Here is a 17,953-nt window from a genome sequence, read left to right as displayed (position 1 = left end):
AACCCGAGTTCAACTCGATATTTCAGGTCGGCGTAGCTCGAGCAGACACCTCGGTCAGTTCCCTCTACCTCTGGGAGAGGGTTAGGGTGAGGGCTGTCGCTAATTTCAAATTCTGAAGAGGAGGTGCGACATGAATCGATTGACTGGCGGTTGCCTATGCGGCGATGTTCGTTTCGAAGTGACAGGTCAGCCCTACCGCGTCGGTATCTGCCACTGCCTCGACTGCCGCAAACGTCACGGCACGCTCTTTCACACCTCGGCCATATTTCCCGAAGATGGGTTGAAGGTCACCGGCGAAATCCGCGACTACAACGGGCGCTTTTTCTGCCCGCGCTGCGGCTCACCGGTGTTCACGCGTTCCGAAGATGAAGTAGAGGTCAACGTCGGATCGCTCGATGAGCCTAATCAGTTCAAACCCACTTATGAACTCTGGACCATCCGCCGCGAGTCGTGGCTACCGGCGCTGCCATTGGCTCACCACTACGAGCGTGATCGTGAAAGCACAAGTCGCACAGAGGAATAATGGAAGTGAGTCCAATCACATCTCCCTTGTGGGAGCGAGCCTGCTCGCGAAAGCGGTGGGTCATTCAGCTCAAGTTCAACTGGAAGATAGCATTCGCGAGCAGGCTCGCTCCCACAGGGGGGAAGTGTATGGCTGCCAATGATCTCAGCCGCGGATAAAGGCTAAAAGATCCGCGTTAATCGTCTCCGCTTCCGTCGTCGGCATCCCGTGCGGGAACCCCGGATACGACTTCAGCGTGCCATTGGGCAGCAACTTCGCCGACAACGGCCCAGAGTTCGCATACGGCACAATCTGGTCATCCTCGCCATGCATCACCAGCACCGGCACGGTGACCTTCTTCAGGTCTTCAGTGAAATCCGTCTGCGAAAACGCGACGATCCCGTCGTAATGCGCCTTCGCGCCACCGATCATGCCCTGACGCCACCAGTTGGCAATGATCCCCTCCGAAGGTGTGGCCCCCGGCCGGTTGTAGCCATAAAACGGCCCTGTCGGGATATCGCGATAGAACTGAGCCCGGTTCGCCGCCAGTTGCGCCTGAAAATCATCGAACACCGACTTCGGCAGACCACCCGGATTGCTCTCGGTCTGCACCATCAACGGTGGCACCGCACTGATCAGCACACCTTTGGCGACGTTGGCCTGACCATGCCGGGCGATGTAATGAATCACCTCACCGCCACCGGTCGAGTGGCCGACATGCACCACGTTCTTCAGGCCCAGATGATTAACCACTGCCAGCGTATCGTCGGCGTAATGATCCATATCGTGGCCATCCCAGACCTGACTCGAACGCCCATGCCCACGCCGATCATGGGCAACCACCCGAAAGCCCTTGCCGAGAAAGAACAGCATCTGCGCATCCCAATCGTCCGAACTGAGCGGCCAGCCGTGGTGGAAGTGAATCACCGGCGCGTCTTTCGGGCCCCAGTCCTTGTAGAAGATTTCGACGCCGTCTTTGCTGGTGACAAATCCCATGTTCGCTACTCCAGACCAATGTGATGGGTAACCCGCGCAGTCAGCGCGGACCGGTTTGATTCATGGTGAGTTTTCCACTGCGATGGCTCGGTGAGAGCCGTTATCAACTGTAGGATTAAAGTCGACATCTGCATGACCGGTGGTCGCAACGTCTGGCTTGAAGCGCAAATTAGGCTTTGCTGAAAGGGATAAGCCGAGGCGCGCACAGGCTTTGCTGGCCACAGCGGCGCCCCTTCAGAACACCGTGAGTCTGAGGAAGTCCCCCGATGCTGACCTTGAATATCAATGGCAAGGATCAAGAGCTTGATGTCCCCGCGGACATGCCGTTGCTCTGGGTTCTGCGCGATGTCGCGCACCTGACCGGTACCAAATTCGGCTGCGGCATGGCCCAGTGCGGGGCCTGCACCGTACACGTTGACGGGGCGCCGTTGCGCGCCTGCATCACGCCCGCGACCGCCGTGGCCCATGGGCAGAAAATCCTCACCATCGAAGGCCTGTCCACCGACGGCTCGCACCCGGTGCAACAAGCCTGGGCCGAACTCGACGTGGTGCAGTGCGGTTACTGCCAGTCTGGGCAGATCATGTCTGCGGCGGCACTGCTGGCGAAAATCCCCAAACCCACCGACAGCGATATCGATCAGGCGCTCTCCGGCAACATCTGCCGTTGCGGCACCTATCCACGGATCCGTGCCGCTGTGAAGCGTGCGTCGGAAATCGGCTGATGGCTTTTGTGGGAGATAGACGATGAACAGTCCTGTATCGCGTCGGGGTTTTCTCAAGGGCAGCGCCGTGTTGGGCGGCGGTTTGGTGGTGGCATTTGTCGTCCCCGGCGGCCACAAGTTTGCCTATGCGGCGGAGAATGAAGGCAAGGTGTTTGCGCCGAATGCATTCTTGCGGATTGCGGCGGACAACAGCGTCACCGTGCTGCTCGGGCATTCGGAGATGGGCCAGGGCATCTGGACCGGCCTGACCATGTTGATTGCCGAGGAGCTGGACGCCGATTGGTCGAAAATCCGCGTTGAACATTCACCGGCGTCGGCGGCGGATTACGGCATGCCCGCGTTTGGCGGCATGCAGATTACCGGCGGCTCGACGTCAACGTGGATGGAGTTCGACCGTTATCGGCTGGCGGGCGCGACGGCGCGGCAGATGCTGGTGGAGGCGGCGGCGAAACGCTTTGAAGTGGCGCCGTCGGCGATTCGCACCGAATCGGGTGTGGTGATCGCTGGCGATAAACGGGCGACTTACGGCGAGCTGGCGGATGCCGCCGGGCAACTGCCAGTGCCGGATCCGAAGTCGATCACTTTCAAGGAAGCCAAGGACTGGAAGGTCATCGGCAAACCGACCAAACGCCTCGACACCCCGGAGAAAATCACCGGCCGCGCCAGGTTCGGCATGGACGTGCAGTTTGAAGGCCTGATGACCGCAATGGTCGCGCGCTCACCGGTATTCGGTGCCACTGTTAAATCTTTCGAAGGCGCTGAAGCGCTGGCGGTGCCCGGTGTGCACAAAGTGGTGCAGGTACCGACGGGCGTCGCAGTGATTGCCGAGCATTACTGGGCGGCGAAACTGGGGAGGGATGCGCTGAAGGTTGATTGGGATCTTGGCCCGCATGCAGACCTGAGCAGCGAGAAACTGCTGGCGAGCTTCCGCAAACTGGCCGCAACGCAAGGCACGTCGGCCAGTCAGGCTGGAGATGCCAAGGGCAGTTTCGGCAAAGCGGCGAAGAAGATCGATGTTGAGTACAGCGTTCCCTATCTGGCCCACGCGCCGATGGAACCGCTCAATTGCACGGTGAAAATCAGCGCGGAAAAGTGCGAGATCTGGACCGGCACACAATTCCAGACGCTGGACCAAATGGTCGCGGGCAAGATCACTGGCCTGAAGCCCGAGCAGGTCGAGATTCACACCGAATTCCTGGGTGGCGGTTTTGGGCGCCGGGCAAATCCGACGTCTGACTTCGTCGCCGAAGCGGTGCAAGTGGCGAAAGCCGCCGCCATGCCGGTGAAAACCGTATGGTCTCGTGAGGATGACATTCGCGGCGGTTACTACCGCTCAATGTTCCTGCATCAGGCGAAGATCGGTCTGGGCGCGGATGGTTTGCCGTCGAGCTGGCAGCACGTGCTGGTCGGGCAGTCGATCATGACCGGCACGTTGATGGAGGCGACGATGGTCAAGAACGGCATCGACCCGACTTCGGTCGAAGGCGTTTCAGACAGCCCTTACGTCAAAGGCCTGGCCAACCACCAGGTTGATCTGCATTCGCCGCAGACCGGAATCAACGTGCTGTGGCTGCGCTCGGTGGGCCATAGCCATACCGGTTTTGTCATGGAATCGCTGATCGATGAAATGGCCACGGCGGCGGGCAAGGATCCGGTCGAGTACCGACGAACCTTGCTCAAGGATCATCCTCGGCATTTGGGCGTACTCAATCTGGCGGTGGAAAAAGCCAACTGGAAAGCGCCATTGCCGGACGGCCATGCGCTGGGCGTCGCGGTGCACGAGTCGTTCGGCAGTTATGTGGCGCAGGTGGCGGAAGTGTCGCAGGACAATCTGGCGATTCGCGTGCATCGCGTCGTTTGCGCTGTGGACTGCGGGATCGCGGTGAACCCGCAGAGCATCGCCGCGCAGATGGAGTCGTGCATCACCTTCGGCCTGGGCATGGCCCTGCACAGCAAACTGACGCTCAAGGACGGCGCGGTCGTGCAGTCCAACTATCACGATTACCAGGTGCTGCGGCTCAACGAGATGCCGGTGGTTGAAGTGCACATCGTGCCCAGCAGCGACAAACCCGGCGGCATCGGCGAGGCCGGTGTGCCGCCAACCGCACCAGCCGTGGCCAACGCGGTGTTCGCCCTGACCGGGCAACGCCTGCGCGAGTTGCCGCTGCAACTGTCGGGGGTGTGAGATGAAGCGACATCTAGTGTTGGGCACGGTGGTTCTACTGGGGCTGGGCGGTTATGCCTCGGATCTGTTCGCCGATGATCAGGAAGCCTTGAAAGCCTTCACCACGGTACAGAAAGTCTTCCAGAGTCCGCGCTGCCAGAACTGCCACATTCCCGGTGATGCGCCGTTGCAGTTCGACGCCGGCATCCCCCATGCGATGAACGTGGTGCGCGGCATGGACGGCAAGGGTGCGGCCGGTTTGCCCTGTGCAACCTGTCACGCAGAAAACAATCCGCCGGCCAGTTACGGCCCGCATGCACCGCCGGGCGCGCCGCACTGGAGCCTGCCGCCGGCGGCGCACAAAATGGCCTGGATCGGCCTGCCGCCGGACAAACTCTGCGCAATGATCAAGGACCGTTCGAGCAATGGCGATCGCGATTTTGCCGCGCTGATCAAGCACGTCAGCGAAGACAAACTGGTGCTGTGGGGCTGGAATCCCGGCGCAGGGCGTGCGCCGGTGCCGGTGCCGCACGATATTTTTGTCACGCAATTCAAGCTCTGGGCCGACGCGGGCGGGCCGTGCCCGGTGGCGGGGATCTGATGAGAACCCCTCGGCGAATTAGCGCTACGCTTAACAGCATTGTTGCCAATGGAGTGTGCTGATGCTGGTTCCAGGAAAACCTGCGAATGAAACGGCGCGGGTTCAAGCGCTGCAAGGTCTTGAACTGCTCGATTCTGCCCCTGAAGAGCGTTTCGACCGACTGACACGCTTGGCGAAACGCTTGTTCAATGTGCCGATTGCACTGGTGACGCTGGTCGACAGCAATCGGCAGTGGTTCAAGTCGTGTGTGGGGCTTGATATCAATGAAACGTCGAGGGATATCTCGTTCTGCGGCCACGCGATTCTTAACGATGGTCTGCTGTTGGTGCCGGACGCCCGCGAGGATGTGCGCTTCCATGACAACCCGCTGGTGACGGGTGCGCCGAACATTCGCTTTTATGCCGGTTACCCGCTGACCGTGCCCAATGGCAACAAAATGGGCACGCTGTGCCTGATCGACACCAAGCCCCGCGACCTCGACGAGGAAGAGCGCGCGTTGTTGCGGGATCTGGCGGAAATGGCCGAGCAAGAACTGGCCTCTGTGCAGATCGCGAGCATGGATGAGTTGACCTTGCTGTCCAATCGCCGTGGTTTCAAGCAACTGGCACAGCATGCGCTGGACGCCTGCGCGCGGATAAAGCGGCCGGCGACCTTGCTGTTTTTCGACCTCAATGACTTCAAACAGATCAACGACCTGTATGGCCATGCCGAGGGCGACAGCGCGCTGAAGACCTTTGCCGACGTGCTGCGCATCGCCTTTCGCGAGAGTGATGTGGTCGGGCGTTTGGGCGGGGATGAGTTTGTCGCGTTGCTGACCGGCTCCAGCCATGTCGAAACCACCACGATCATGGCGCGCCTCAAGGATATTCTCGAAGAGCGCAATGCCACGTTGCACCGTGGCTACGCGATTCGCTTCAGCGTCGGCCAGATCGAATACGACGCTGAGCGCCATGAGACCGTGGATCGGCTGCTGGCGGATGCCGACAGCGCGATGTACGTGCACAAGCAGGCCCTGAAGCGTTGTTGATTCGGACCTCATCGCTGGCAAGCCAGCTCCCACTGGGATCTGCAGTGAACCGGGATTTTGTGAACACCCGAGAAACCTGTGGGAGCTGGCTTGCCAGCGATGGCGTCCGCACATTCAACATCGTCATCGGCTGACCCATCGCTATCGCGAGCAGGCTCACTCCCACAGGTTCCTTGGTTGCTCTCAAAATCCCGGCTCACCACAAGTTCTTTTGGGAGCAGGCCTGCAAGCAATGGCGAGTCCGTCACTCGGGAGGACTCAGGTCGGCGTAGAATTTCAGCCATTTCTTGTGGCTGGCTTCGGCATCCTTGAGTTCGGGGGCGACCAGCGCGTCTTGCAGGACTTGCGATTCATGGGCGTCGAACAGGTACCGGACAGCGGTCCTGGCGATGGCGTTGACCTTGTGGGAAGCAAAGGTATCGGGAACGGCCGCAGACGCCTTTTGCACCAGCGGCGCGCCTTCAATGTCGAGACGCTTGATCCTGGCGCGGCACGTGGCACTGGCCTTCGCGCTGGTTCCGTGGCGGTAGGCTTCGGCATCGAAGGGCAGCGATCGTGCCGCTTCGCCCGGAGCTGAAGGGGTCAGCCGTGCCAGGTCGATATCGCGTCGCAAGGTGACGATGCCCAAGCGGGTAAAGATCTCGAATACTCTGGGCGTCGAGCCTCGCAGGAGCGCGATGATGGCGAAAGGGGCGACGTCGTTGGCGGTTTCTTTTTCGCTAGCCGGGATGTGCAGGGCCAGCAATTCCAGCGAGTTGTCTTCGATGTCGAGCCGCTGCGCCAGTGGCAACTGGGTGAAGGCCTCTTTGATCATCGAAACACAGGCCTCCTTCATGCGCTTCAAGCGGGAGCTCAATGCCGCCTGGAATAACGTCGCGACAGGATTGAGTCTGGCAAATTGCGCTGTCATGGACTCCAGCTTCACGTGCTCGCTGCTCGAACTCCAGCCGTGCAGATCGGCTGACAACCGGCCCGACAAATGCAGCTCGGTCAGCGAGTGATGAGGCTGTGTAGAGTGTCCGTTCGAAGGATCGGCGGGATCGTATAGAACCTTTTCCTCCAGGTGAAAATCTTCGGTAAAGATTTTGCGCAGATCCGCCAGGGCAACGGTGGCGGGCGTGGGGAATTGCCCGTGAAACGCGCGGCGCTGCAGCCGGCGCAGTTGTCGCTCGTGGTTGCGGAAAACCACCTTGGCCTGTTTCAGCGCAGGCTCATCATAGGTCGTGCTCGGGTGTTCGGGATCGCGCGCGATCACCCCCCTGGCCACCGCCCAGTCGAGGGCCGCTGAAGCGCAAGCGTTGTTGCGCAGGAAGGTGCGAAGACTGCTTGTGTGCGGTCCTTTCATCAGCCTGTGCAGTTGCTCGAAGGTCATCAGGCGCGCCACACCGGGCGTTGAGTTTTCAATATAAAGAACGAGTTGTTTCAGCCTGACCCAATGGCTGGAACTCATGTAGTTGACGGTCGCGGGAATGTCACGGATCAGGAATTCCGGGGCGATGCCTGACAATAAAAGGTGAGTCGCCAGGGTCTTGCTCCTGACCCTGGCCAGATCGAATTGATGATCGATGAACCGTCGCGCCTCGTCACAGCGTTCCCCCCATAAAAAACTGTCGTTCAAGGGTTGGCCGATGATCCGGTCCAGATGTTCGCCCGCCAGCGGGTCCAGGTCGAGTATCAACGCGGCGAGCAACAGGCGCTCGCGATTGCTCGCCAGCAGTCCCTTGTTCTGGGCGGGCGGGGCAAGCTTTTTCAGCAACTGGTTGCCCAAAGCATGGGCGCGCGGAGTGATCAGAATCCGGCTGATCAGGTAGTCGGCCTTTGCCTTGAGGGTGGTCAGCGGTAGATCGGTGTCGACACCTTCACTGAGATAATCGATTAGCGGCTCCGCGTTCGCGGGCAAATACGTTTGGGTCGTGGCAATGATGAGCTGGCGTTGCGCGGCCGTGAAGCGCTCGGTCTGTTTGCCGGGCTGACCCAGCAAGTACCAATGATTCATATGCCCGGGGCGCATGTGTAGTAGTGATTTCTCGTTGAGTGCGATGGTGCGGGCAGCCTCGACATTTTTCGGCGTCGCGATGTCGTAGAAGCGCAGCATTTGCTCAAGGCTGACCTTGCCGTTGCTGCGTAACGCGCCGCCGGCTTTGCGCGCCATGGCTTTGAGGCGATCACGCTGGTTTTTCAGGGACGGGTGTTTTTCCACCTCCGCGGTCAGTGTCACCCAGCCGTTGGCGCCAGGTGCTCCTGTGTGTCCACTCGCGGTCACGAGTAGCCAGGTTTCGGCAGAGAGCTTGTGTGCGGTCAGAATGGCCTGAAAGGCCGGGTTGAGCCTGAATGTGTTCAGTTCGGTCTGGCCCTCTGCGATCAATTTACCCAGTGGCGACTCTGGATCGGCATCGTTGTGTTCCTCAAGATCGATTTTAGTGCTCGGCGCCTTGTTCCAGCTCAGGGCTTCGAGGCGCCGGATGATGTGCCGACAGTCCTCGATTTCAGCGAACCCCTTGCGATAGCGCCAGATGTGCTCGTTGGTTTGCACATATTCGCTGACATACGGCAGCGGCGGCCAGGTATGCGTTCGCAACTGCTGAGCGAGCGCCTGGGCATCCTTGATATTGTGTGGAAGCGGGAGTTCGTAACGGCTGATGATCTGCTCGAACTTGAGGGGGCTGGTGCCAAGCGTGGCCAGCCAGGAGCCGGACGTGAGCGGCACGAGGGTGTCGGCAAGGCTTGATGGGTCAAAGTTTTTTTCGTCTGGTTCGTTGGCCAGCAGCGCGTCATCGATTGTCGCCGCCAGGCGCTGGTAGTCCTGGAGCTGCGCATGGCGTTCATTGACCACGGCCGAGGTGGTGTTACCGTTTTCATCGAAGGCAGCGAGGCCCTTGAGCTTCAACTCGGCAACGATCACTTGAGCCTGAATCGCGTTTTGCGGTTCCGGGTAGCCATAGAAGGCCAGCACCACTTCACGGGGAAACTGGTAGCGCGGATTGGCGGACTTGCCGCCGATGTACGGCAAGCCGAATCCGGCAGGGTCGATACGCTGGGAAATCATCAACAGCATGGGTGCCATTTGCCACCAGTCGGAGTCGTCTTCCAGCTTGAACGTGCGTTGTCCGGAGGTGCCGTTTGACGAGGTTTGTACTTCCAGGGTGTCGCCTTTGAGGCGCAAGGTATCGATGTCAATGTCGAAGGTGCTGGCCCAGTCGAGAAATTCCGGGCGTTCAAGGGCGGTCCAGTAAAGCTCCATCCACTCGTGCAGCAGGCACGAACGAGGGACTTGCAGTGTGCGCGGTGGATTGGTGTCGTCGACCACGGGCACGGCGGTCAATTCGGTGATCAGGTTCTGGACCAGCGTCCGCTCGGGGCGGGGGGTCGAAGATATCCGGTTCATGTGCATTCTCTACGGCAACTGATAGGCAGTGAGCGCCGATTGTCGAATGCAGGGCAGTGGGGCTGGCGGTACATATGTAGTGCAGCAGCGATTTCTTGCAGGCATAAAAAACCCGTCTGAAAAGACGGGTTTTTTATCGGCTAGGCGAAGATCACTCTTCGATGTTGCCCATGGCGGTGGTGTTGAAGCCGCCGTCCACGTACATGATTTCACCGCTGATGCCCGACGCCAGGTCGGAGCACAGGAAGGCGCCGGCGTTGCCGACTTCTTCGATGGTGACGTTGCGACGCAGCGGGGTTTGCGCTTCGTTGGCGGCCAGCATCTTGCGGAAGTTCTTGATGCCGGAGGCTGCCAGGGTACGGATCGGGCCAGCCGATACGCAGTTGACACGGGTGCCGTCCGGGCCCAGGGAGCCGGCCAGGTAACGCACGCCAGCTTCCAGCGAAGCCTTGGCCATGCCCATGACGTTGTAGTTCGGCATGGTGCGCTCGGCGCCCAGGTACGACAGGGTCAGCAGGCTGCCGTTGCGGCCTTTCATCATTTCGCGGCCAGCCTTGGCCAGGGCCACGAAGCTGTAGGCGCTGATGTCGTGCGCGATGCGGAAACCTTCACGGGTGGTGGCTTCGGTGAAGTCGCCGTCCAGTTGGTCGCCCGGGGCGAAGCCAACGGAGTGGACGATGCAGTCCAGGCCGTCCCACTTCTTGCTCAGTGCTTCGAAGACCTTGGCGATTTCTTCATCGCTGGCCACGTCGCACGGGAAGCACAGCTCAGGGCTCGAACCCCAGCCTTGAGCGAATTCTTCAACACGACCTTTCAGTTTGTCGTTCTGATAAGTGAAGGCAAGCTCAGCGCCCTCGCGATGCATGGCGGCAGCGATGCCGGATGCGATGGACAGCTTGCTGGCGACACCGACGATCAGTACGCGCTTACCGGCGAGAAAACCCATGTGTTGCTCCTCTTTCAGGTTATTGCGCAGTGGCTGGTGCCAAAAAAGCGGCTTCCAGCAACTGCTGTGTATACGGATGTTGGGGGGCGGCAAAAATACTTTGCGCGTCTCCCTGTTCGACCACTTGGCCATGCTTGACCACCATCAGCTGGTGGCTCAGCGCTTTGACGACAGCCAGATCATGGCTGATGAACAAATACGTCAGGTTGTACTTGGCTTGCAGTGAACGCAACAGCTCCACCACTTGCCGCTGCACCGTCCGGTCGAGCGCCGAAGTCGGCTCGTCCAGCAGGATCAGCGCCGGTTTCAGCACCAAAGCCCGGGCAATGGCGATTCGCTGCCGTTGCCCACCGGAAAATTCGTGGGGGTAGCGGTGCCGGGTTTCCGGATCCAGACCTACCTCCTTCAATGCCGCAATAATTGCCGCTTCCTGTTCGGCCGCGGTACCCATCTTGTGAATCCGCAGGCCTTCGCCGACGATGTCGCTGACGCACATGCGCGGGCTCAGGCTGCCAAACGGGTCCTGAAACACCACCTGCATCTCCCGCCGCAACGGGCGAACCTCGTTCTGCGTCAGGCAGTCTAGCTGCTTGCCTTCAAAGCGGATCGCGCCTTTGCTGCCAATCAGCCGCAAAATCGCAAGACCCAGCGTGGATTTGCCGGAACCGCTTTCCCCCACGATCCCCAGGGTCTGGCCCTGAGGCAGGCTGAAATTGATGCCGTCCACTGCCTTGACGTGATCCACCGTGCGCTTGAGCAGGCCTTTCTTGATCGGGAACCAGACTTTCAGGTCCTCGACTTCCAGCAGCGGCGCGCCGATTTTATTGCTCGCCGGGCCTCCGCTGGGCTCCGCGCCGAGCAATTCCCGAGTGTACGGATGCTGCGGCGAACGGAACAGCTCTGCGCACGATGCCTGTTCGACGATGCAACCGCGCTGCATGACACATACGCGATGCGCAATTCTTCGCACCAGGTTCAAATCGTGACTGATCAGTAACAGCGACATGCCCAATCTGGCCTGTAGTTCCTTGAGCAAATCGAGGATTTTCAGCTGAACGGTCACGTCCAGAGCCGTGGTCGGTTCGTCGGCAATCAGCAATTCCGGCTCGTTGGCCAGGGCCATGGCGATCATCACCCGTTGGCGCTGACCGCCGGAAAGTTCGTGGGGCAGGGCCTTGAGGCGCTTGTGCGGTTCCGGGATGCCGACCATCTCCAGCAGCTCCAGCGTACGCTTGGTCGCGACTTTGCCGGTCAGACCCTTGTGGATGCCGAGGACTTCGTTGATCTGCTTCTCGATCGAATGCAGCGGATTCAGCGACGTCATCGGCTCCTGAAAGATCATCGCGATGCGGTTGCCGCGAATGTGGCGGATGGTCTTTTCACTCAGGCCCAGCAGGTTTTGCCCGGCGTAGTTGATGCTGCCGGCCGGATGGCGGGCCATCGGGTAGGGCAGCAGGCGCAGGATCGAGTGCGCGGTCACCGATTTGCCGGAGCCGGATTCACCCACCAGCGCCAGGGTTTCGCCGCGCTTGATGTCGAAACTCACGCCTTCGACGACCCGGTGCACGCGCTCGCCGAAACCGAACTCGACGGCGAGGTCACGCACTTCGATCAGATTGTCCTGATTCATTTCACTTCCTCGGGTCGAAGGCATCGCGAGCGGACTCGCCGATAAACACCAGCAAACTCAGCATCAACGCCAGCACGGCAAAGGCACTCATGCCCAGCCACGGCGCTTGCAGGTTGGATTTGCCCTGGGCGACCAGCTCACCCAGCGACGGACTGCCGGCCGGCAAGCCGAAACCGAGGAAGTCCAGCGCGGTGAGGGTGCCGATGGCGCCGGTGAGGATGAACGGCATGAAGGTCATGGTCGAGACCATGGCGTTGGGCAGGATGTGGCGGAACATGATCGCACCGTTCTGCATGCCCAGCGCCCGCGCCGCGCGCACGTACTCAAGGTTGCGGCCACGGAGGAACTCGGCGCGCACCACGTCGACCAGGCTCATCCACGAGAACAGCAGCATGATCCCCAGCAGCCACCAGAAATTCGGCTGGACGAAACTGGCGAGGATGATCAGCAGATAAAGCACCGGCAGCCCTGACCAGATCTCCAGAAAACGCTGCCCGGCCAGATCGACCCAGCCGCCATAGAAACCCTGCAACGCACCGGCAATCACGCCGATGATCGAACTCAGCACGGTCAGCGTCAGTGCGAACAGCACCGAGATGCGGAAACCGTAGATCACCCGCGCCAGCACATCACGGCCCTGATCGTCGGTGCCCAGCAGGTTGTCCGCCGACGGTGGCGCTGGGGCCGGGACTTTCAGGTCGTAGTTGATGCTCTGGTAGCTGTAGGGAATCGGCGCCCACAGCACCCACGCATCCTTGGCCTTGAGCAGTTCGCGGATGTACGGGCTCTTGTAGTTGGCTTCCAGCGGGAATTCGCCGCCGAAGGCGGTTTCCGGGTAGCGCTTGATCGCCGGGAAGTACCAATTGTTGTCGTAATGCACCACCAACGGCTTGTCGTTGGCGATCAGCTCGGCGCCGAGGCTCAGGCCGAACAGAATCAGAAACAGCCACAGCGACCACCAGCCGCGCTTATTGGCCTTGAACAGTTCGAAGCGGCGGCGGTTGAGAGGGGACAGGTTCATCTCAATGCTCCCGGCTTTCGAAGTCGATGCGCGGATCGACAAAGGTGTAGGTCAGGTCGCCGATCAGTTTCACCACCAGCCCGAGCAGGGTGAAGATGAACAGGGTGCCGAACACCACCGGGTAATCGCGGTTGATCGCCGCTTCAAAACTCATCAGACCGAGGCCGTCGAGGGAGAAGATCACTTCCACCAGCAGTGAGCCGGTGAAGAAGATGCCGATGAACGCCGACGGGAACCCGGCAATCACCAGCAGCATGGCGTTGCGGAACACGTGGCCATACAACACACGATGGCGCGTCAGGCCTTTGGCCTTGGCGGTGACCACGTATTGCTTGTTGATCTCGTCGAGGAAGCTGTTTTTGGTCAGCAGGGTCATGGTCGCGAAGTTGCCGATCACCAATGCAGTCACCGGCAACGCCAGGTGCCAGAAGTAATCGAGGATCTTGCCGCCGAAGCTCAGTTCATCGAAGTTGTTTGAGGTCAGGCCCCTTAGCGGGAACCAGTCGAGATAACTGCCGCCGGCAAACACCACAATCAGCAGGATCGCAAACAGGAACGCCGGGATCGCATAGCCGACGATGATCGCCGAACTGGTCCAGACGTCGAAATGGCTGCCGTGCCGCGTGGCTTTGGCGATTCCCAGCGGGATCGACACCAGGTACATGATCAGCGAGCTCCACAGCCCGAGCGAAATCGACACCGGCATCTTTTCCTTGATCAGGTCGATGACCTTGGCGTCGCGGAAGAAACTGTCGCCGAAATCCAGCTGCGCGTAGTTCTTGACCATGATCCACAGGCGTTCCGGGGCCGATTTGTCGAACCCGTACATGTGCTCGATTTCCTTGATCAGCGCCGGGTCCAGACCCTGCGCGCCGCGATAGGACGAGCCGGCCACGGACACCTCGGCCCCGCCGCCGGCAATGCGGCTGGTGGCGCCTTCGAAGCCTTCGAGCTTGGCGATCATCTGTTCCACCGGGCCACCGGGCGCGGCCTGGATGATCACGAAGTTGATCAGCAGAATGCCGAACAGGGTCGGGATGATCAGCAGCAGTCGCCGAAAAATATACGCCAGCATCTGATTACTCCGTGCCCACAGGGTCGGCTTGCAGTTTGGTTTCGACTTCTATCGCCGGTTTCGCATCGGGCTTGACCCACCAGGTGTTAATCCCGATGTCGTACTTGGGCGAAACTTTCGGGTGACCGATGTGGTTCCAGTACGCCACGCGCCAGGTCTTGATGTGCCAGTTAGGGATCACGTAGTAACCCCATTGCAGCACGCGATCCAGCGCCCGGGCGTGGGCCACCAGACTTTTACGCGAGTCGGCGTTGATCAGGTTCTCGACCAGTTGATCGACGATCGGATCCTTCAGGCCGATGGTGTTGCGGCTGCTCGGTTTGTCGGCGGCGGCGCTCATCCAGAATTCGCGCTGTTCGTTACCCGGCGAGTTGGACTGCGGGAAGCTGCCGACCATCATGTCGAAATCCCGCGAACGCACGCGGTTGATGTATTGCGAGACGTCGACGCGGCGGATCACCAGATCAATGCCAAGGTCGCTGAGGTTGCGCTTGAACGGCAGCAAAACACGTTCGAACTCGGTCTGCGCGAGCAGAAACTCGATCACCACCGGTTTGCCCGTGGCGTCGACCATTTTGTCGTCGACGATCTTCCAGCCAGCCTCTTGCAGCAGTTGATAAGCCTCGCGCTGCTGCGCGCGGATCATGCCACTGGCGTCGGTCTTCGGATTCTCGAACGCTTCGCTGAACACCTGCGCCGGCAGCTTGCTGCGAAACGGCTCGAGGATCGCCCGCTGATCGGCATCAGGCAGGCCGGTGGCGGCCATTTCCGAGTTCTCGAAATAGCTGCGGGTGCGGAAGTAGGCACTGTTGAATAGCTGTTTGTTGGTCCATTCGAAATCGAACAGCAGGCCGAGCGCCTGACGCACCCGCACATCCTGAAACACCGGGCGGCGCAGATTGAAGACGAAGCCCTGCATGCCGGTGGGGTTGCTGTTGGCGATCTGTTCCTTGATCAAGCGACCTTCGGTGACCGCCGGGATGTTGTAGGCATTGGCCCAATTCTTCGCGGTCATTTCCAGCCAGTAATCGAACTGCCCGGCCTTCAGCGCTTCGAGGGCGACGGTGTTGTCGCGGTAGTAATCGGTGGTCATCGTGTCGAAGTTGTAGAAACCACGGTTGACCGGCAGGTCCTTGCCCCAGTAATCCTTGACCCGCTCGTAACGCACCGAGCGTCCGGCCTTCACTTCTGCGACCTTGTAGGGGCCGCTGCCCAGCGGGATTTCCAGGTTGCCCTTGGTGAAATCGCGGTCGGCCCACCAGTGTTTGGGCAGCACCGGTAACTGGCCGAGGATCAGCGGCAGTTCACGGTTATTGGTGTGCTTGAACTTGAAGAGCACTTTCAGCGGATCTTCGGCGATCACTTCAGAAACGTCGCTGTAGTAGCCGCGAAACAGTGGCGAACCTTCTTTGGTCAGCGTGTTGAAGCTGAACACCACGTCCTCGGCGCGCACCGGATGGCCGTCGTGGAAGCGTGCTTCAGGGCGCAGGTAAAAACGCACCCAGCTGTTGTCCGGCGCTCTTTCGATCTGCCGGGCGATCAGGCCGTATTCAGTGAACGGTTCGTCGAGGCTGTGTTTGGTCAAGGTGTCGTAGATCTGCCCGACGTCATCGGCCGGCACGCCTTTGCTGATGAACGGGTTGAGGCTGTCGAAGCCGCCGAAACCGGCCTGACGGAAAATGCCGCCCTTGGGCGCGTCGGGGTTCACATAATCGAAATGCTTGAAATCGGCCGGGTATTTCGGCGGCTCGTTGTACAGGGTCACGGCGTGTTGCGGGGCGGCCAAGGCCAGCCCGGCGAACAGCAAGCCGCTGGCCTGGACGAGCAGGGCGCGGATCGGTTTCATTGATCTTTCTCCGAAGACTTCAGCCACCATGCGCTCAGGCCCAGGGTGTAGGGCGGCGTGGTGACGTGGGCCAACCGGTTGCGGTAGGCCAGACGGTGATAATTGAGGTACCAGTTGGGAATGCTGTAGTGCTGCCAGAGCAGCACGCGGTCGAGCGCCTTGCCGGCGGCGACCTGCTCGTCGCGGGTGCGCGCGGCGAGCAATTGTTCGAGCAGGTGATCGACCACCGGATTGGCGATACCCGCGTAATTCTTGCTGCCCTTGACCCCGACCTGACTGGAGTGGAAGTACTGCCACTGCTCAAGCCCTGGGCTGAGGGTCTGGTTGAGCGTCATCGAGATCATGTCGAAATCAAATTGATCAAGGCGCTGTTTGTACTGCGCCCGATCCACGGTGCGCAGGCGCGCGTCGATGCCGATGCTGTTGAGGTTCTCGATGTACGGCTGGTAGAGGCGCTCCAGGTTCGGATTGACCAGCAGCAGCTCAAACCGCAGCGGTTGGCCGGCAGCGTTTTGCAGGCGCTGACCGTTGAGCTTCCAGCCGGCTTCGGCGAGCAATGCCAATGCCTTGCGCATGGTTTCCCGGGGGATGCCGCGACCGTCGGTTTTCGGCAGGGTGAACGGCTCGGTGAACAGCTTGGCCGGCAGTTGCTCCTTGTACGGCTTGAGCATCAGCCATTCATGCCCGACCGGCAGGCCGGAGGTGGTGAATTCACTGTTGGGGTAGTAACTGGTCGTGCGTTTGTAGGCATCGCTGAACAGCGCGCGATTGGTCCATTCGAAGTCGAACATCAGGCCCAGCGCTTCGCGGGTTTTCACGTCGGCGAACGTGGTACGGCGGGTATTCATGAACAGGCCCTGACTCTGGGTCGGGATCTGATGCGGGATCTGCGCCTTGATCACGTCGCCACGGCGTATCGCCGGGAAGTTGTAGCCGTTGACCCAGTTCTTCGCCTGATGCTCGATGTAAATGTCGAACTCGCCAGCCTTGAACGCTTCGAACGCCACATCGCTGTCACGGTAGAACTCGACTTCCATGCGATCGAAGTTGTACTTGCCGCGATTGACCGGCAGGTCCTTGCCCCAGTAATCCTTGACCCGCTCGAAGATCAGTTGCCGGCCCGGCGTCACCGAAGTGATGCGATAGGGGCCGCTGCCCAGTGGCGGTTCGAAGGTGGTGGCCTTGAAGTCGCGGCCCTTCCAGTAATGCTGCGGCAGCACTGGCAATTCGCCGAGGCGCAGGATCAGCAGCGGGTTGCCCGAGCGTTTGAGCACGAAGCGAATGCGTTGTTTGTTGAGAATGTCGACGCGCAGCACTTCCTGCAGGGCGGTGCGGTACAGCGGGTGGCCGTCCTTGAGCAGCGTGCGGTAGGAGAAGGCGACGTCGTAGGCGGTGATCGGCGTGCCATCGTGGAAACGCGCTTCCGGGCGCAGATTGAACACCACCCAGCTGCGATCTTCGCTGTACTCCACCGACTGCGCGATCAAGCCATAGCTCGACGCCGGTTCGTCACCGGACGGCGAATACTGGCCGGTGCCGACCATCAGCGGCTCGTTCAGCTCGTTGATGCCGTACTGGAGGAAATTCGCTGTGGTGACCGGGCTGGTGCCCTTGAACGTGTACGGGTTGACCGTATCGAAGGTGCCGAACGCCATCACCCGCAACGTACCGCCCTTGGGCGCTTGCGGGTTGACCCAGTCGAAGTGGGTAAATCTGGCCGGGTACTTGAGCGTGCCGAACTGCGCATAACCGTGGCTTTCGGTAATCGTCGCGCTTGCGGTTGAGCTCAAGGCCAGGCTGATCAGGAGCAGGAGGAGGGCACGCTTCAAGTCAGATCCGATCCAGCGGCTTGGGCTTTGTGGGCCGTACAGTAACAGCTTGTCTGGACAGGAAAAAGATGCGGGTTAATGTGCGGTTAATCGTTTGCGCGAAGAGCCCCTCACCCTAACCCTCTCCCAGGGGGAGAGGGGACTGATTGCGGTGTTTGCGAGAGCTACACCGACCTGAACTGTCGAGTCGAACTCACGTTTTGAAAAGC

13 protein-coding genes are annotated in these 17,953 nt (G+C 60.3%); 5 read left to right on the top strand and 8 right to left on the bottom strand.

Annotated features, from left to right (window positions below; translation table 11 throughout):
- Window positions 1–130 precede the first annotated feature (130 nt).
- Entirely contained in the window at window positions 131–523 is a 393-nt protein-coding gene (locus QZR14_RS19790) for a GFA family protein (protein WP_311997496.1), read from the top strand.
- A gap of 144 nt (window positions 524–667) precedes the next feature.
- On the opposite strand, the gene QZR14_RS19785 is transcribed toward QZR14_RS19790, so the two are convergent.
- On the bottom strand, window positions 668–1,498 hold the full coding sequence (locus QZR14_RS19785; RefSeq protein ID WP_150694907.1) for an alpha/beta fold hydrolase: 831 nt from the start codon (window positions 1,496–1,498) through the stop codon (window positions 668–670).
- Window positions 1,499–1,764: 266 nt separating this feature from the next.
- Between QZR14_RS19785 and QZR14_RS19780 the strand changes: the two genes are divergently transcribed.
- From QZR14_RS19780 to QZR14_RS19765, 4 genes are all read left to right on the top strand, one after another.
- On the top strand, window positions 1,765–2,220 hold the full coding sequence (locus QZR14_RS19780; protein WP_003224136.1) for a (2Fe-2S)-binding protein: 456 nt from the start codon (window positions 1,765–1,767) through the stop codon (window positions 2,218–2,220).
- A gap of 22 nt (window positions 2,221–2,242) precedes the next feature.
- Entirely contained in the window at window positions 2,243–4,405 is a 2,163-nt protein-coding gene (locus tag QZR14_RS19775) for a xanthine dehydrogenase family protein molybdopterin-binding subunit (RefSeq protein WP_311997495.1), read from the top strand.
- A 1-nt stretch (window position 4,406) separates the two neighbouring features.
- Window positions 4,407–4,985, top strand: a complete 579-nt coding sequence (locus QZR14_RS19770; RefSeq protein WP_311997494.1) for a hypothetical protein — start codon at window positions 4,407–4,409, stop codon at window positions 4,983–4,985.
- A gap of 61 nt (window positions 4,986–5,046) precedes the next feature.
- Window positions 5,047–6,012 (top strand): GGDEF domain-containing protein, encoded by a 966-nt coding sequence (locus QZR14_RS19765; protein WP_311997493.1) that lies wholly within the window; start codon window positions 5,047–5,049, stop codon window positions 6,010–6,012.
- 244 nt (window positions 6,013–6,256) lie between these two features.
- Here QZR14_RS19765 and QZR14_RS19760 read toward each other — a convergent pair whose 3' ends face one another.
- The 7 genes from QZR14_RS19760 to QZR14_RS19730 form a co-directional block, all read right to left on the bottom strand.
- Window positions 6,257–9,403 carry a hypothetical protein gene (locus QZR14_RS19760; RefSeq protein ID WP_311997492.1) on the bottom strand — a complete coding sequence of 1,049 codons (3,147 nt, stop codon included), beginning with the start codon at window positions 9,401–9,403 and terminating at the stop codon, window positions 6,257–6,259.
- A 145-nt stretch (window positions 9,404–9,548) separates the two neighbouring features.
- A complete protein-coding gene (fabI, locus tag QZR14_RS19755; RefSeq protein WP_053119821.1) occupies window positions 9,549–10,343 on the bottom strand; it encodes an enoyl-ACP reductase FabI in 795 nt (264 codons plus the stop codon).
- A gap of 19 nt (window positions 10,344–10,362) precedes the next feature.
- A complete protein-coding gene (locus QZR14_RS19750) occupies window positions 10,363–11,973 on the bottom strand; it encodes an ABC transporter ATP-binding protein (protein ID WP_250604559.1) in 1,611 nt (536 codons plus the stop codon).
- Window position 11,974: 1 nt separating this feature from the next.
- On the bottom strand, window positions 11,975–12,994 hold the full coding sequence (locus tag QZR14_RS19745) for an ABC transporter permease (protein ID WP_007910587.1): 1,020 nt from the start codon (window positions 12,992–12,994) through the stop codon (window positions 11,975–11,977).
- Between the two features lies 1 nt (window position 12,995).
- On the bottom strand, window positions 12,996–14,069 hold the full coding sequence (locus tag QZR14_RS19740) for a microcin C ABC transporter permease YejB (RefSeq protein ID WP_311997491.1): 1,074 nt from the start codon (window positions 14,067–14,069) through the stop codon (window positions 12,996–12,998).
- Between the two features lie 4 nt (window positions 14,070–14,073).
- Window positions 14,074–15,915, bottom strand: coding sequence for an extracellular solute-binding protein (locus QZR14_RS19735; protein WP_250604563.1), 1,842 nt, complete (start codon window positions 15,913–15,915; stop codon window positions 14,074–14,076).
- Window positions 15,912–17,744, bottom strand: coding sequence for an extracellular solute-binding protein (locus QZR14_RS19730; RefSeq protein WP_311997490.1), 1,833 nt, complete (start codon window positions 17,742–17,744; stop codon window positions 15,912–15,914). The genes QZR14_RS19735 and QZR14_RS19730 overlap by 4 nt, the downstream gene beginning before the upstream one ends.
- Between the last annotated feature and the right edge of the window lie 209 nt (window positions 17,745–17,953).

Source organism: Pseudomonas sp. rhizo66, assembly GCF_031931925.1.
GTDB lineage: Bacteria > Pseudomonadota > Gammaproteobacteria > Pseudomonadales > Pseudomonadaceae > Aquipseudomonas.
This window is presented reverse-complemented; position numbering and strand designations above follow the sequence as displayed.

Excerpts from the sequence above, each read along its gene's own strand:
- QZR14_RS19790 (WP_311997496.1), top strand. The coding sequence starts at position 131 with ATGAATCGATTGACTGGCGGTTGCCTATGCGGCGATGTTCGTTTCGAA.
- QZR14_RS19785 (WP_150694907.1), bottom strand. The coding sequence starts at position 1,498 with ATGGGATTTGTCACCAGCAAAGACGGCGTCGAAATCTTCTACAAGGAC.
- QZR14_RS19780 (WP_003224136.1), top strand. The coding sequence starts at position 1,765 with ATGCTGACCTTGAATATCAATGGCAAGGATCAAGAGCTTGATGTCCCC.
- QZR14_RS19775 (WP_311997495.1), top strand. The coding sequence starts at position 2,243 with ATGAACAGTCCTGTATCGCGTCGGGGTTTTCTCAAGGGCAGCGCCGTG.
- QZR14_RS19770 (WP_311997494.1), top strand. The coding sequence starts at position 4,407 with ATGAAGCGACATCTAGTGTTGGGCACGGTGGTTCTACTGGGGCTGGGC.
- QZR14_RS19765 (WP_311997493.1), top strand. The coding sequence starts at position 5,047 with ATGCTGGTTCCAGGAAAACCTGCGAATGAAACGGCGCGGGTTCAAGCG.
- QZR14_RS19760 (WP_311997492.1), bottom strand. The coding sequence starts at position 9,403 with ATGCACATGAACCGGATATCTTCGACCCCCCGCCCCGAGCGGACGCTG.
- fabI (WP_053119821.1), bottom strand. The coding sequence starts at position 10,343 with ATGGGTTTTCTCGCCGGTAAGCGCGTACTGATCGTCGGTGTCGCCAGC.
- QZR14_RS19750 (WP_250604559.1), bottom strand. The coding sequence starts at position 11,973 with ATGAATCAGGACAATCTGATCGAAGTGCGTGACCTCGCCGTCGAGTTC.
- QZR14_RS19745 (WP_007910587.1), bottom strand. The coding sequence starts at position 12,994 with ATGAACCTGTCCCCTCTCAACCGCCGCCGCTTCGAACTGTTCAAGGCC.
- QZR14_RS19740 (WP_311997491.1), bottom strand. The coding sequence starts at position 14,069 with ATGCTGGCGTATATTTTTCGGCGACTGCTGCTGATCATCCCGACCCTG.
- QZR14_RS19735 (WP_250604563.1), bottom strand. The coding sequence starts at position 15,915 with ATGAAACCGATCCGCGCCCTGCTCGTCCAGGCCAGCGGCTTGCTGTTC.